Raw genomic sequence first — 15,833 nt, 5'->3', positions numbered from 1 at the left:
TATTACCTCCGTTGTTAGTCATCAATTTGAGTTTTCATCTTTTCTTTATATGCCTCTGGATACAACGAGTCAAAACCTGCTGGATAACGCCCTATATTTCTAGCAAAATTAGGCATAATAGTTATATTCCCCAACTTATTTTCACGCAACATTCCCCACGTTTTTCCGATTTCTAATAACACAGCCGCAAGTTTATCCAACGATAATTCCTGATCCTTTTTTGACCATCCACCTCTGTTTCTAGCAGCATGATCTCCAACTAATGTTTTCCACTGATTTGAAGTCAATATCATTTCTCCATACGCATTATACTCCAACCCATCTCCTCGAACGTAGTCTACCAATTGAAGAAAGCAGTCATCTAGTGATTTTAGCGACGGAAATGTATCATATTGTGCTTTTCGATCATGGAGAGTCAACATCGCCACATTTTTTGTTAATTCAAAAGAAAATGGTGTGAATTTTTCAAAAAAATGACGTATGTTCTCCTCCTGATTTCGTAAATAATAAAATTCGGATTCATTATCTGCATTTCTTAAAATAGCTGGCTCCATCAATAAGGTTCGGAAAATTTTCACTCTATTTTCATAATCCGCCAGCTTCTCTCTTCTTTCATTCGAAATAAAGTCCCTACCACTATTATAAATTTGAAAATCCTCTGGGTATGTTCGAATAAAATATCTGCTGTATTTACTAATCCTATAAAGTACCTCATATTGCTCTTTCGATTCCGCAAAAGTATTCGTATTTCCTTCTATTATTTCAATCAGTTGCAAATCCACCATTTTATTTAATACTTTGACCAAGCTTTTTCGATGTCTATAATTAGTCCAATCCAGCCCTTCTTTTTCAGGATAAAAAAGCTCAATCTCCTCTACCAACTCATTTAACAGAAATGGCTCGCCTTCTCCTTTTTCCTCCGTATAGGCCATAGCGCAACAAAAGAGAGCATATTCCATCAAAGTATTAAAATCCGCCATCCCCATCCAGCTTTTCGCTTGAATCGGAATTTTTTCTAACTTGATAAAATGACTACGTACAATGAGTTTTAAACCATAGTTCTCCATCAAATGTCTTATCAATTCACGCTCATTGCTTTTTATTAAATGATATTCATACCTTTGCCGTTCTCGAACAATCCAATAGTTTTCAAATAAAACACCAACTGCCTCAGCTATTTCCTCATTGCTAGCAACCATTTAACTTATCTCCTTTTTCAGGATATTGTATACTACCCTAGGCATTGTTAGTTCGCCATCTTCCGAGCAAAGTGTTATTATTTCAGCCGTATCCACCGTTATTTTAATGGACATATTAAATTCCGTTTGAATGATATTATCCTCTTTTTGGAAAGATAGACTTAGCCACTTTAATAGAATTTTTCGCACATCTTTTTCTACAAATCCCACATCTTTCAAATCAATTTTATTATCTTTAATGTAACTTAATATCCCGTTTTCTAGTTGCTTATTCTCCCGCAAATGCTTATTTCGCAACTCGTCTTTTTCGGCTTGCTTTCTCTCAAATGAATCAGACTTGGTTTTCCTCGAATACGACCTTATTCTTGGTACTGTTTCATGAATAGTCGGATCTATTTCCCACATATCCTCATATTTATTATCAGAAGAGCACGGTTTCACATAGTAATGCTTCGTCTTTTCAAACCCAAACAAATACGCCGATAATTCATTCGCTTCATCTAAGTTTTCACAATCTAAAAACCATTTCGCCAACAGCATATAATCCTTTTTCCGACTATGATACTGTTGCATTTGATCACTAAACCGCTGCATCAAGTGTGTCATTTTTCGAATGGCATGGTTCGTTTGATTTAACAATAAACTATATTCACTCGCCTTATGAGGTTGATCAATAAACCATGATTTCATATTGTTCCACTTCTCAAAAAATTCTTTTCTGATTTGATTTTCATCTATAGTCAATATTTCTAAACGAGGTATTTCTTTTTCCTTCTTTAAAATCTGTTGAAAAATTCGCTCCAAACAAGCCTCCGAAACGTTTTCAAAACTATGTTGGATTTGATAGGCTTTATTTTGCATGGCGATAATAAAATCCCTCAAATAATTAATAAACTTGTCACGATATACTAAAAAAACTTCCGTCTGCATTTGAAGCTCAGATTTTTCACTATTTAGATATCCAATATAGTCTGTCGTATTCTTGCTAATTCTGCTAAAATGTGTAACCGTGTCCTCCCAAATATCCAACAATTGTTGTCCTTCTGGCGTTTCCTTTTCTAATCTTGTAAGGCAAACTAATAATCGTTCAAATATATTTTTATCTAGCGAGCCACGAGTTCCTTTATGTAGGTTTGCGATGTTTTCTAGCATATCTTCAATCACAACACTTGTCTCCGAAATTTGATATCTAAAATGCCGATTTTTATATTCCTCAATGGATTTAGGTTGGCTCATTTCTTGGCGTTGCTCGAGATTCCCCCACGAAATCAAACTATTTAAATCCTGATCCAATTCTTTTTCTTGGTAGTTTGGGAATTTAATATCTTCTTGCATAAATTTAAGAATATCACCACGATACAATAAATCATTCATACTACGATGTTGGTCATAAAAATACCTCATAATTAGCCGATATCGCTTGTAATTTTCCGCTGTTACATAGGTAGCTTCACTCAACTTGGAAAAGTCCTGATTATTCATCAAATATCCCTTCTTCTAGCTTATTTTGGGTCTGTTTCTCAATAACTTAGCATGACTTCTTGTGACTAATTATAACATATTTGGACCTATTCAAACGAAGATAACATTAGAAATGTACATTATAGTTTTTCAATCAATCCAGATAGCGCCGTTCCTTTTGGATTTGGTGATGCATTTAGTTTTCTTCCAAATCTGTAAAGTGGATGCTGTGTCATAGTCTTTTGCTTGTAGTTCCGTTGCTTTTTGAACAAGCGCGTCTGATCCTTTTTTCTCTTGGATAACATTTGCTACTTCTTTCTTGGTTTTCTTATAGTCTTTTTTAGCGTAGGCATCTGTAGCCTCTTGCATAGCTTTTGTTTGCACAAGATAAGCCTTTGCTTTGTCATCGGATTTCTTATCTTCCAATGCTAATTCAAAAGCCGCTTCTGCTTTGTCATAGTTTTCACTGGCAATCGCATCGAGCCCTTTTTGTATCGCTGTATTATACGCATCCTCCGTATCCGCTTGTCCGCAACCCGCTAACAAAAGTAGGAAGCTTAATACGACTAGACTTAGTTTCTTCATGTTTCATCCTCACAATCCCTGTATTTTTTGTTTTTCTAAATGTTCTTGTACCATCTGAGCTACTTTTCGATACATTTTTACCTGAACAATCCCACCTACCGTTGCGCCCCCAATATAGATAACGTTCCATATGGGAACACTCAATATACCAAGTGTTGCTAGCTTGCCTTTCCAAGCTGTTTTACCTACCTCTACCAGCATGCTGTCTTCCAGTAATGTCATGCGGACGGTTAGCGTTGATTTTGTGATACCTTTTCGCTTCATTTTGATACACCACAGATTTTCTTCTTCCATAATTTTCGTTTGCATATTGGAGCGTTGACAAAACAAAAGCAATTCCTCTTGCACCCGCTGCCACCCATCCAAATCTTTCACAAAAAATGTTTTCATGTCACTTCTCCTCCCTCTAATTCTTGGTTCTCTTTAATAATCTTCTGTACCCAACGTGAACTATAACCGTATTCTCGCGATAGGACATGCACATTCTTCCCATTATATTCTTGGCTTATTTTCATGCTGACTTTGTCTTTGGCATATAAGCGGACTGGAAAATTGATTTGTTGCCCACGCAAAAGTGGATACAGTTTCAGCATGCTCTCAATTCCTACAGCCTCCACCATCTCTTTGTAGACCTCCGCCAAACAGTCCTGGTGAATGCGTTGTTGTGGATACATCGTTCGTTTCACTCCTCCCTTGTCACCTACTTCCTTAGCTTACCAATTTTTGAAAACTATTCCAAAGGCGTGTCACACGAAATTTGCGTGTACTTTGACATACTATGAAAAATCATCGCTTCTAGCGATCTAATAATCGGATGGGAACAACATCATAAGGTAGTCTGCTTCTTCGATAATCCAGATGGTGTGATGAATTGGCTTGGTCGTTGTCAATGTCGCATGCACCGTTTTCTTATAGGCTGGTACCTCTTGACGATGATAGATGGTTTGTCTTTGTGTTTCCGGCTCGATGCTTAGTTCAAATACATGGAGATAGTCGATTGGTTTTTGACTTTGTTTCAGAATCGTGAAAAGTTGCCAGAGAATGTCTTGAATCTCAAATGGAATTTCTGCATCGATAGCTCTGGTTCTATACTTCGGTGGCATCTTGTGACTCTCCCTTCGTTTTCCATGGCAAAATAGCTTCGACTTCGCCATTCACTTGCCAAATTACGAGATCATTTTTCTGCGTTTCTGGATGTTGACTGATACTGGCGGTGTATTCCATGTCATTTTGTAGGTATTGCATGGTTAGAAAACTGATTTCGTGTGCTGTCATTTGTAGCTCTTGGAAGCTTCTCGCTATCTCAGGTATCGTTTCCTCCAGAGCTAACATGATTGATTCATAACCAATCTCTTCTATAGAAAGAGAAAGCTGATAGCGCTGTTTCATTTGTTCTTGAAACCAATGCAGGTTTTCTTGCATATTTTCCCCTCTTTTCTATGTTCCTTTTGAATTTGGTGATATATTTAGTTTTCTTCCAAATCTGTGAAGCTGTGTAATTTTTGATGTTGAAATAGCAAGGAATAGAGCGGGCTATCCGTGTCTCCATCTGAAATGACAACCATTTTCCATGCTTCATACTGGCACGTTCGGACAAAGAGCAAGTCTGGTAGCTTTTTCTCAGGAAGATGTTGGCTGTAGTTGTTGTCCAATGCTTGACGATGTAGCAACTGCATCCGCTCTTGTATCGCTTCTTCTGGAATAGCGCCTATGCCCTCTAACCACAATGTTTCTTGAAAGCGTTCTTTCGTGAAAATCGACATAGTTTTCCTCCTTTCTAAATAAAAATAGAGCCAATGCCTGTGTGAGACATTGACTCTTGAATATAATATTTATTTATAATACGATTTGTTTCACGGATGCTTAAAATCAATCCCTACTATTAATCCGAAATGGCTCAAATTCTGTAGCTGAATTTAAATCGAATACCATCGCTTTTTTATCAGGATGATATACCGCTTCTACTTGATATCTATTTTTTTCATTCCACTCATCCTTCATGATAGAACGCAAATAGTCATTTATTACAGTAGAGCTAAGTTTTACTCCACCTTTCTGCTGATTTTTAGGTTTTGAAAATTTAATAGCTCTCTCCCCACCAGCTTTACAGGTTTGTATAGCAAATGCATTACGCTTTTTTGATATAAGTGGCGCGACATATGCTGGGTACCCCATTATTTCCAGCAATATTCTGTTAAACGTAGTTCCATTCAAATTGACCATCATGGAAGGGTTTCCCATCGATTCAACTGTAATTACCTCAAAATCAAAATCATCAAAATTCATTTCTTCCATCTTTCTCCGTCTCCTTTTCACTGATAATACCTTCTAATTTGTATACTTCTTGCAATTCTTCTTTTGTCCACTTTGTATTAATAACCATGAAATCTTTGAAAAAGCCAGATTTTATTCTTCTAATATGCACTTTTTTCTCTACAGGTTTGATATCTGCTCTCGCTCTTCTTTTATGTGGTTCTTTTAATTGTTTCTGTACTGCGTCCCAATTTCCTCTAGAAATTATAGCTGGCATTCCATCTGTCACTCGATATTGTGGTCTTTGCCCCGTGTTTTTACGAGTCTTATGTGTGAAACAGTCTACGGTATAGGTCTTTTGCATAAGGATATCGCCGCAATACTTTTCATTTTTGAGAATACTATAGATACTCGCAGAACTCCATGTTGCTTTCCCCATAACGGTAGGAATACTAGCATCTGTTAGTGCCTGCGCAATTTCCTTTACCGTATTTCCTGCCAAGTAACCGTCATAGATATAACGAACAATCTCCGCTTCTTCCTCCACTATCTCTATCTTCCCAAACTGGCTCTTTGTGTAGCCCAGAAGATTATGTGTAGGAAATATCGGAATTCCTTTTTTGAATTTTTCAATAAGCGCCCATCTTATTGACGCACTTTTTTGTTCACTCTCACTCTGTGCAATCAGACTCATTAAGCCTAGCAACAACTCACTGTTACTATCCAGGGTATTCAGATTAACATCTTCTATATATATCCCTACAGGCTTGTCCAGTGCTTTCAATTCTCTATTGATAGATGTAAAATCCAGTAGATTTCTTGAAAATCGGCTAATACTTTTCACAATGATTAGATCTATCTTTCCCATACGGCAATCTTCTAGCATACGATTAAAATTTTCTCGTTTGTTCGTCGACGTCCCTGATACGCCTTGGTCTGCATAAATATCAACTAGCGACCACTTAGAATTCTTCCTAATTTTTTCACTATAGGATTGAATTTGCAGTTCAAAACTCCCAGCTTGTGCTTCTTCAAAAGTACTGACTCGGCAATAAGCCGCTACTCTCAATTTCTTATGGACTAATGGATTTTCAGTATTTATTGCGGGTATCACTTCTACTTGCAGATCACTAGCAAATGCCTCTCGGATTGCTTCACGCTTATTCTTCGCAACCACATTTTTCTTTTTTGACCACTTGTCCACCTTGATGTGCTTCAATTTATCCATCTAGTTCTCATACTCCATTTATTTTTTAAGCATTTTATCTAGTGAATTCAAGTCACTTACAAACACCTAAATCCGATACATTATTACTAATTCTCTATAATTTATATCCATTCAGACATACTACCACCTCCGCATTATACTTTAACACTATTAACAGCCTTTTCGCTAGACCTTTTTACTACTAAATTTATTTTTTTCTATCTAATGACCCTGAACTTAAAACCTACTTGCGAACTTTAAAATTGTTTCTTCAAAAAAAGAGCCCAGACAGCAAAATGTCTTAAGCTCTTTCATCGTTCTGTGAATACTACTCAATTATTATCTTCTATTTATATTGAGAAACTCTTCGAATGTATTTGTTACAAAATAGGTCTCTGGATCTAATTCCCCAGATTCTTCGTGGTTCCACACACACACTACAGGCTTTTCTCTATTTTCTCTGAAATCCAAACACAGAAAATCTCCAGCAAACAAAACAGCAACGGGAAGAATATCCGCACCAATTAGCTCCTCATTATCTGTCAACCTATCTTCCAACTGTGTCAGTGTCACATCTATATCATATATTCCAAATTCATTGTCCCTAGGCACATCTAGTAAACATAAAAATCTGTCAATAACGTATTCATGATTATTGCAAACGAACGCTCCATCTACTGGAATGCCACCGTTATTCTCTTTTAAAAATTCGACAAAATCCAGCGGTAAACTTACTCTCCAAAATCCTTCTTTTCTTTTGAATAACTCTTCCGTTGGCAATGGAAAAACTATTGTATCTTTTTGAATCAACATTTTTACCCTCCTAATTTTTATCTAGGCGCATCAGCCCACATACCTGTTGTTCGTCCTCCATTATGAGGAGTTATATTATGAATTCCGTATTCCACCAACTCCATTTTCCCTGGAGTTTCTGTATGGTGCCATGTTACACCTTCTCTATGCCCACCAATTGAATTATCCAACCATTGAAATTGTTCTCTATCTGACATTTTCCATAGGTCTTCTGGCAAATATACTGTTTTCTCTACAACTCCCGCTTTAGCAAAATCAGCATACCCATATCTAAGTCCATCGGTCTTCACTACTTCAACCTTTGGTATATAGCCATTCGCTGTTGCCTGTTCTTTGATAAGCCTCTTTTGTTTAAGTGTTAAAGCCTCAGAACCAGCAATATCTTCTCCCCAAGACCATGGTTGATTCGATTGTATCTTATCTGCATATACTTTAGCATAATCATCTATAACACTATCAAATGATTTACTTCCTTTTACATATCCTTCAATATTCTTAAAAGTTAACTTACTCGCTCGTTCTCCTAGTTTGCCCGTATTCGTTGCTTGCTTAATTTCGCCAACACCTTCAAATATAAACTTGAACTCATCTGTTCGCGTAGATGCTTTAATAGCTTTAGCCGCTTTCCCTAACTTACCAAACGGAATGAAGTTCAATACTGTGAATCCAGCTGCTGTCGATTGCTCAAATTCACTTAGCTGTTCTTTTGTAATCGGATCAAGTCCCGTCCTCCAACGATAGATATCAAAAATAGGCGTCACCATATCAATCAAAAAAATCGCATTTTTCATCCCTGCCAACACATGCGCTTGTTGCCATTTCGCATTGTCATAAGTCGCTTTCCCATCTAGCTTCCCGTCTTTCGTGACAAATCCAGCCACATTGCCTTCTGGTATCACGGGTAATGGCCCATCTTCTGCTGCTTTAATCAGTCTTGCCGTCTCATTATCTTTCGCCAACTTCGCCATCGCTTCTTCACGCGCTGTCCATTGTTTCTGCAATGCCGAACGCCACGCCATATTCAAGCCCATCATATGAAAAGTTCCAGTTTTGGCTTGGAAGGCTTTATCACTATCGATTTCCGCCAGCCCTCGAACAATATTCGCCGTCAAATCCATCGCACGATCAAACGAAGTCGCTGTTTCCGCATCAAACCGATATAAAGCCTCTAACTTCTCCTGCAATTTCCGCTTCAAATCCACAAAGATCGGCGTGATTAACGCCATCCCTACAACATTATTGCTCAACCTCTCGATATCCTGAATCTGCCCATCCAATTGCCGAATCTGATTCCGAATTTCATCTTCTATCACATCCGTCGTCGCCACATCGGCTTGGAACTGCCTCGGAAACGCTTGATTTTGCCGTATCAATTCCTCACACAAACAAATCATGCCCTGCGCCAATGGTCGATACGTCGCCGCAAAATACTGTTTCGCGCTGTCATACGTCTTCCCCTGCAACTCCTGGTCAAACGCAAACTCATTCACCGCACGCATCAAGCCTTCCATTGCCTCTATCATATCATGATACGACGCCACCATGCTCTCCGATTGCGCTTCGATTTCACCCAAAAAGACATTCAAACTCATCCCTGCTCACCGCCTAACTCTACTTTTCGACGAGCCGCATAATAGTCCGATTCCTTTTCTATCAATACACGCTTCTCACGTTCCATTCTCGTTTGTTCTTCCTCCATGCCATCCACCACATGAAAATGTTGCCGCTGATATTCATGTCGCTGCGTATCCAAAAATACCGCCATTTCTCGGTCTCGATGCCATGTACTACCAAGCTCATGAAACAACCGATTGTTCCGATTATGTACATAGTCCACTTCATCCAACAATTGCTTCTGCCTTCGAATCTCCCGTTCCTTCGCATACTGGTCATCTGCGACATTCCGCAACCGCTGATTCCAACTATCTATTTCTCTGTCCTTATCATGCATCTGCCATCCCTCATTTCCCAATACGTGGAGCTGTCCCCGAAAAATCAAGCCCGTTCCCAACTTCGCGATCCACCCGTTCAAACTCCTGCGCGACCGAACGAATATGCGCCACGTCTCGCCCAAAACTCTTACCCAATTGCATCATCAATTGCTTAGCTTTATCCGAGCTCTGTTTGGCGTCATGACTCACCTTCACACTCGTCCGATTCGCCAATTGCACTTGCTTCGAACCCGATTGCCGCATCGCATCTCCCGCATGTCCCATCGAAGTCGCCACCTGATTCGCCCGTCCAAGATTACTTTTTATCTGACTCATGTAACCCCTCCCATATCTGTATTCTTCTATTATATGCAATATTTCCCCAAGTGTACAGCCTCTCAACACAAAAAAGAGCGCACCAATCGTTCTCAATACACTCTCATATACCCCAAATAGTGATTGTCAGCAAACCAAAAATAACCACACTTCCCATGATAATACCATAATGCCGCCCTATAAATCTACCACTTTTGCGTTTGAAAAAATCGTGGAACACAAGATATGGATCCACCCACGTCGTCGTGCATAGCCGTGCTACGAACATACTCATCGCACTCCCAGCCACACCAATCTGCGGTATTAACAAGACTGATAATGCCCCATAAATTAAAATTAAGAACACGGGTGAGAGTCGCCCATTCGTATATAACCCTAGCGTTGTCCTGTATAAATACGCGGGATACTGCATACCATTGATAAAAAATTGAATGACAAGGACAAGCACCACATATTGCGGTAAAATAAAGCCTTCTCCAATCCACAGTTCAATAAACGGATTCACAAGGAAGAACAGCAATAACCCTATCACACCATAGACAAGTCCAATTACCAAATATAACTTATTAAAGATACGATACGATTGCGCCAAGTCATTTTTAGCATTTATTTGTCCGAGGGAACCGAGCAAGCCTCGTATAGCCTTTGCAAGAATACTTACAACCGCAGTAAAAATAAGTGTATAGTTTGAGTATATCCCCGTCATTTGTAACCCTAAAAAATACGTGATAAAAATGCTCTCCGTACCAAGAACCAAAGCACCACTCGCCATATAAAGAACTATCCCTTTCACATTCTCCACAATAGCCTGGATTTCTACTTTTTCAAGCAGATTTGGTCGCCCCTCCAAATACTCTGGAAACTTTCGATAAGCATACATAGATTGAAATACATTAAACAACAAAGTACACAAGATTTGAATAACCAAAAAGCCAATCAAGTCGTGTGTCGCATACAAATAACCCCCTTGCAACGCAGCTTGAACTAAAAAACTGCCTTGTTTATAGAGCACATTAATATATTCTTGCTGCTGTACTAAAAACAAGGCTTTCCGGTACGTAAAGAAATAGCTAAGGCTTGTATTAGCAACATATAGGATAAAGATTAGCCCAACCTCAACGTTTCCCGCCTCACCTAGTAAAAAGAGACTCATAATATAAGGAACCAAGCACAATCCCAAAACAAAAATAAGGCTCCCAATCCATCGATAAATTTTCCGATAAAAAAGTAGGAAATCCCTAGCCTTATCATAATTTTTTTGAACAACAGGCTTGTACAACTGGAATATAATCGCCTCGCCAATTCCGAGCTCTGCGAAAGAAAGCAAGGTTAGAATATTGGAAAACAACCTGTCCATTCCCACATATACCTCACCTAGTGTGTGAATAAATAAAGTCCGAATTCCAAAAGATGCTAACAAATATACACTCTGCATCCCGACGCCGATAAGTATGTTTTTTTTCATGTCTTTGTTCATTATATCACCGCCAAGGTTTGTTTATTACCAACAGTCTTTGGCTTGCCTTTCTTGAAATTGGTTGGTATAACCTATTTCTCTTTGCTTGAACAAGCTTCGCTTGCATAGTCGGCTCTATACGTTCTCCCAAAATATCAAATCTTCATTCACTCGCCTAATCTATTTTATTGTTTAAATGTTGGTATTTATATTTTTCTCGATACGACTGTATACCCTTTGAACCATAGACTTTTTCTATCACTCTTTGGGAGTTAGCAGGAATCTTATAGATTTTCCCTTCAAATAATCCATTCTTTAATGGAAAATAATCATCAATAGAAAAAGGGATACCTCCTTGTTTACCTTTCTTACCAGCATAATTAGTGAAAAATCCAGTTTCCCATCTAATGGTTATCCTTCGAAATAGTTTATATGCTGCGAAAGCACTCATTGGTACTAGTATTTTCACAGCAATCTGCTTCATTCTCCTTTTCTTGGAGCCAAAACTCAACTTGCTGCTTCTTTTAAAGAAAATGATTGCTTTCAATTTTTGTACAACAAACTGCTTGAACTTTAGTAATAAACCTTTATCTGATGAAACATAATCTAAGGGAAAAATATCGATAAATATTTCTTCTGCTGTTTCAAAATCATCTAGTGTATAATGGGTATTTCTCTTCCTTATTTTCATAAAAACCAAATGATATCCTTTAACCAGTCGCTGTTCTTCCCCATAAAGATTTGAGCTAACCACCCCATGAAATATTTCCACTAATCTTTCATAGTCTTTTCTTGGCATAGCTATATCTATATCATCGTCAAACTTCCCAAATCCTTCATTGATAAAACTTCCTAAAAGAGTTCCCCCGTCTAGAGTATAAACTAGTTGATGCTCTTCTAATATAGTTATAATTTCATCTAAAATTTCCAATTGGACTTTTCTAATCTTATGAATCATGTAATCCCCCTCCATTGATGCATATTTCTGTTTTTTCTTTGAGAAAATCAGGAAAAAATAGACGTGCATCCTCGTGCATAGGATAGGCTTGTTTGTCTAATACTAATTCATAATCATGTTGCTTTAACTGTGTTATCAGACCTTGAATATGCAATTTATAAATCTCTTCATTCAATGAGTACTGCAAATAAACCTTACCTTTATAATCGTAATTAGCAATAGTGTTTATTAACAATTTATCGTACATGTCTAACTTATTTTGTGATTGTGACATAACTCTAAACAGGGATTTTTCATTTGCAATTCCTTCTAAAAATGTTCTAATATGCACAATCGGAGAGCCCACTATAATATTTTGAACACCCATACGTATACCTAAGTATAACGCTGCAAATGCTCCTTTTGATGATCCTGAGAAGGCGGTGTTTTTGATTTTATTCTTTCTTATAATTTGTCGAATCAATTCTTCTACTGCATCTCTTACCTCCATGTTTCCATTTTCTCCAAGATAGAATACACCTCTCTTATCCAAGCCAAAGTTATCAAGAATAAACAAGCGCTGACAAGGAACATTCTTTAGTGTTCGAATGTAATTAAAGGTATATTTACGCTCTTTAGTTAGAGAACTAAAAACCACTATCAATTGCTTACTAGAGTGTCTTCCTTGATGTAAATAGGTTAATTCTATTCCATTTGACATTTTCTTTTTCCTTTGAGCAAAAGTGAAATAAAGATCTTTCACTTTTGCTCTAAGTAATTTTCTCATAATTTCCCCCCTGTTAAAACCATTTGTAACTAATCTACTATTGGTACAACCGTACTAGCACGTTCATTTCCGTTAGCATCATAACCTTTTATAACACATGTAACAGCTTTGTCCATATTGCCAATCGCGTAGAATTTGAATGTACCGTTTGTTAGCGTTCCTCCTGCTGTAACTTTTGTCGATACTAATTTTATTGACTTGATGAGGCTTGAGTAAGTTCCTGTGATATATGAGGTTTTAAAAGAATAGGGATCTACTGTAATGCTTTCATTGAATTGTATTTGTATTTCCTTGCTATCCAAAATATTGTTATCACGATCCAAGACGTCTAGTATCAAAAAAGAGCAATCAAGAACATCAATTCCTTTACCCAAAATATAAAAATCAAAGACCCCATCCAGATTGATATTCCCACCTAACACAATTGTTGATTCTTTACCACTTCTATAGTGGGCTGTAATACGTAATTTTGCGATATTCTCTATTCCATTACATGAACCCTTAATAGAATTAGCAGTCGCATAGAAATCGTTTATACTAACAATTTTGGAAGCGAAAATTAATTCGTCTTGCATATTTACCCATCTTAAAGACCCATCTTTCCAAGTTTTCAATACAGCTAACTGCTCTGTCCCTTTTTGCTTATCTTGAATGAGTACCATATCTCCCAGTATTTTTTGTGATTCCTCTCTCATGAGCAACATTTTTTCAATCACTGGAACAGTAAATCGATTTGGCACTACCCTTGTAGAAAAAGTATAGGCATCCGTGCCATCTATAAAATTATATTTACGTCCCATAATAATACTACGGATACCTTTGTCTAATATTTTAGGATCATCTTCTAAGCGATTGATATCCACAGCATATACCGTAGTATTCATAGCACCTTCTCCAATAAAAACAGAACAACGATCACGGATGGTTATTAAATCGCAGTTGTCAATCATATAAAAATACTGTGACTTGCTATTGCCTAGAAACCTGTTTTCAGAAATGGTTATTTCGCTGACGCCTTTCCTTCCCGACTCGTTTCCCCCATCAATCTTAATTCCACCACCTGTTATTTCTTCAAATGTATTTCCTTGAATAAAGTGAAATAAGCTAGCCTGTTGTTTACCGTACGTTCCTCTTTGAATTTGAATACTAGGTTTAGAAAATTGAGCAAAGGCGGATTCTTTAATTGTAATTCCTTGACACCCTTCTGTTAAAACACCTATACGTGATGTGTGAGCAACTTTAGTTTTCCCATCCTCTCTCACTACGTTTCCTTCTAAATCAACCTCTACACCACAAGTAATGATTTTAACGTTGGTCAAACTACTTTCATTTATATTTTCTAAATGGATAACAGGAGCCTCTGCATCTTGTGGACGCCCTTTATCTAGTAATTTATTAAAAGTGACATAATTTCCATCTTTTAAAGAGTCTAATACTGTACTACTATTATCTACATGAATATCCCGTAATATAAGGCCTTGTCCCAACCCTTTTGCTGGAGGATTGGGATTATCAGGATATTCACTAATAGCTTCGATTGCTGTACCTCTGATATTAGTGAATATTAGACTTTCAAATATGCATAAATCATATGGTCTTAAAATGCGTATTATTGTTGTTTTGTCTATATTTGACAAGTTAAAACTCAAATTTTTCATACTAATATTACGAATAAAACTTCTGCTTCCTGTCGTTCCAGCCATATTATAGTAGACAAAATCAAATACTGAATTTCCTGTTAATTTATTATCAAAATAAATTTTTTGATCTTTAAGCTCACCTTTTGGAATAATTGCACTTGTAGTAGCCGTATCTCCTTCCAAAGAAACCCCTGCTTTTGTTATGTAAATCGTCTTGCTAACCACATATTGTCCTGCAGGAAAATATACAATTCCACCCTCCTTGAACAAATTGGAATTACCTTCAATCGGTGATTTGTACAAATCATCAATCGCCTTCTGTATAGCTAATGTATCATCTGTTTTTCCGTCACCTAACGCACCAAAATCTTTTACGTTATTTCTTTTCATCTCTATCATTATATTTTTCTCCTTTAAATTAAATTTTTTTATGCGATAAGGACAGTCTAGCATATAATTTTGCATTTTAGTTGTCGTCTAATCTGATATATCTTGACTATTCAGGTTTTAAATATGACAAATTTATGAACTTTGATAGATTATACACAAATTCTCGAAAAAGGGACAATCTTTTTTTAGATTAGTATTTGATATCATTTGCATACTGGTTGTCTACTACATTCTGAGAACACAAAAACAAGGCGTACCAGTCACTCCCGATACAGCCTCACTTAACCCCGAAAAAACGAATCTAAATACCTACTTCCGCAAACAGCTCTATAAAGCCATTCCCATCAAAAAAATATCATTATTTATGATACGGTTCCCCACGATTAATCCGAAACGCCCGGTAAACCTGCTCCACCAAAACTAATCTCATTAACTGGTGCGGCAAAGTCAGTCTGCCAAATGACAATTTCTCATCACTCCTCTTCAAAACCGCATCACTCAACCCCAGCGAACCGCCAATCACAAACGCTACCTTGCTCTTTCCATATGTAGCCAATCGATCCAAGCCTTCTGCAAATTCCTCACTACTCTTCTGCTTCCCGTCAATCGCCAGCGCAATCACATGAACATCATCCGCAATCTTCGCTAAAATCCGTTCCCCTTCTTTGTTCTTCACTTGCACCATTTCGGCATCACTCAACACTTCTGGAGCTTTCTCATCTGGCACTTCTACAATCGTCACCTTGGCATACGGACCTAAACGCTTGGTATACTCCGCAATCCCTTGAATCAAGTATTTCTCTTTCAATTTTCCTACCGTTAAAATCTGTATATTCAT

Annotated in this window: 19 protein-coding genes; all 19 read right to left on the bottom strand. The window is 37.5% G+C overall.

What is annotated here, in order from left to right:
* Positions 1-14: 14 nt before the first annotated feature.
* Positions 15-1,199, bottom strand: a complete 1,185-nt coding sequence (locus EP58_RS04065; protein ID WP_036090414.1) for a TIGR02678 family protein — start codon at positions 1,197-1,199, stop codon at positions 15-17.
* Positions 1,200-2,681 carry a TIGR02677 family protein gene (locus EP58_RS04060; RefSeq protein ID WP_036090412.1) on the bottom strand — a complete coding sequence of 494 codons (1,482 nt, stop codon included), beginning with the start codon at positions 2,679-2,681 and terminating at the stop codon, positions 1,200-1,202. It lies immediately after the preceding gene.
* Positions 2,682-2,810: 129 nt separating this feature from the next.
* A complete protein-coding gene (locus EP58_RS16895; RefSeq protein WP_052164986.1) occupies positions 2,811-3,245 on the bottom strand; it encodes a hypothetical protein in 435 nt (144 codons plus the stop codon).
* 9 nt (positions 3,246-3,254) lie between these two features.
* Positions 3,255-3,635: a hypothetical protein gene (locus tag EP58_RS04050; RefSeq protein ID WP_036090409.1), complete on the bottom strand. Its 381-nt coding sequence runs from the start codon at positions 3,633-3,635 to the stop codon at positions 3,255-3,257.
* Positions 3,632-3,919: a Mor transcription activator family protein gene (locus EP58_RS04045; protein ID WP_036090406.1), complete on the bottom strand. Its 288-nt coding sequence runs from the start codon at positions 3,917-3,919 to the stop codon at positions 3,632-3,634. The genes EP58_RS04050 and EP58_RS04045 overlap by 4 nt, the downstream gene beginning before the upstream one ends.
* 129 nt (positions 3,920-4,048) lie before the next feature.
* Positions 4,049-4,348, bottom strand: a complete 300-nt coding sequence (locus EP58_RS04040; protein WP_036090403.1) for a DUF960 family protein — start codon at positions 4,346-4,348, stop codon at positions 4,049-4,051.
* Positions 4,332-4,667 carry a hypothetical protein gene (locus EP58_RS04035; RefSeq protein WP_036090402.1) on the bottom strand — a complete coding sequence of 112 codons (336 nt, stop codon included), beginning with the start codon at positions 4,665-4,667 and terminating at the stop codon, positions 4,332-4,334. Before EP58_RS04035 ends, EP58_RS04040 begins: the two co-directional genes overlap by 17 nt.
* A gap of 44 nt (positions 4,668-4,711) precedes the next feature.
* On the bottom strand, positions 4,712-5,008 hold the full coding sequence (locus EP58_RS04030; protein WP_036090398.1) for a hypothetical protein: 297 nt from the start codon (positions 5,006-5,008) through the stop codon (positions 4,712-4,714).
* Positions 5,009-5,114: 106 nt separating this feature from the next.
* A complete protein-coding gene (locus EP58_RS04025) occupies positions 5,115-5,540 on the bottom strand; it encodes a hypothetical protein (RefSeq protein WP_036090396.1) in 426 nt (141 codons plus the stop codon).
* Positions 5,521-6,726: a recombinase family protein gene (locus EP58_RS04020; RefSeq protein WP_077917817.1), complete on the bottom strand. Its 1,206-nt coding sequence runs from the start codon at positions 6,724-6,726 to the stop codon at positions 5,521-5,523. Before EP58_RS04020 ends, EP58_RS04025 begins: the two co-directional genes overlap by 20 nt.
* A 318-nt stretch (positions 6,727-7,044) precedes the next feature.
* Positions 7,045-7,518, bottom strand: a complete 474-nt coding sequence (locus tag EP58_RS04015) for an SMI1/KNR4 family protein (protein WP_036090393.1) — start codon at positions 7,516-7,518, stop codon at positions 7,045-7,047.
* 17 nt (positions 7,519-7,535) lie between these two features.
* On the bottom strand, positions 7,536-9,110 hold the full coding sequence (locus EP58_RS17180) for a T7SS effector LXG polymorphic toxin (protein ID WP_077917816.1): 1,575 nt from the start codon (positions 9,108-9,110) through the stop codon (positions 7,536-7,538).
* Positions 9,107-9,469, bottom strand: coding sequence for a DUF3958 family protein (locus EP58_RS04000; RefSeq protein WP_036090390.1), 363 nt, complete (start codon positions 9,467-9,469; stop codon positions 9,107-9,109). The genes EP58_RS17180 and EP58_RS04000 overlap by 4 nt, the downstream gene beginning before the upstream one ends.
* Positions 9,470-9,479: 10 nt before the next feature.
* Positions 9,480-9,785: a TIGR04197 family type VII secretion effector gene (locus tag EP58_RS03995; RefSeq protein WP_036090387.1), complete on the bottom strand. Its 306-nt coding sequence runs from the start codon at positions 9,783-9,785 to the stop codon at positions 9,480-9,482.
* 103 nt (positions 9,786-9,888) lie between these two features.
* Positions 9,889-11,262 carry a lipopolysaccharide biosynthesis protein gene (locus EP58_RS03990; RefSeq protein WP_036090384.1) on the bottom strand — a complete coding sequence of 458 codons (1,374 nt, stop codon included), beginning with the start codon at positions 11,260-11,262 and terminating at the stop codon, positions 9,889-9,891.
* 154 nt (positions 11,263-11,416) lie between these two features.
* Positions 11,417-12,199 (bottom strand): LicD family protein, encoded by a 783-nt coding sequence (locus tag EP58_RS03985; RefSeq protein ID WP_036090381.1) that lies wholly within the window; start codon positions 12,197-12,199, stop codon positions 11,417-11,419.
* The gene (locus EP58_RS03980; protein ID WP_036090378.1) at positions 12,189-12,965 is read right to left on the bottom strand and encodes a hypothetical protein; all 777 of its coding nucleotides are present in this window, start codon (positions 12,963-12,965) and stop codon (positions 12,189-12,191) included. The genes EP58_RS03985 and EP58_RS03980 overlap by 11 nt, the downstream gene beginning before the upstream one ends.
* Positions 12,966-12,994: 29 nt before the next feature.
* On the bottom strand, positions 12,995-15,004 hold the full coding sequence (locus tag EP58_RS03975) for a glycosyl hydrolase family 28-related protein (RefSeq protein WP_036090375.1): 2,010 nt from the start codon (positions 15,002-15,004) through the stop codon (positions 12,995-12,997).
* Between the two features lie 349 nt (positions 15,005-15,353).
* On the bottom strand, positions 15,354-15,833 hold the full coding sequence (gene rlmH / locus EP58_RS03970) for a 23S rRNA (pseudouridine(1915)-N(3))-methyltransferase RlmH (RefSeq protein ID WP_036090372.1): 480 nt from the start codon (positions 15,831-15,833) through the stop codon (positions 15,354-15,356).

Origin of the sequence: Paenilisteria newyorkensis, from assembly GCF_000766145.1 — a bacterium.
In the GTDB taxonomy this organism is placed as follows: domain Bacteria; phylum Bacillota; class Bacilli; order Lactobacillales; family Listeriaceae; genus Listeria_A; species Listeria_A newyorkensis.
Note: the sequence above shows the minus strand (reverse complement) of the source record. Positions and strands in the feature narration are given on the sequence as shown.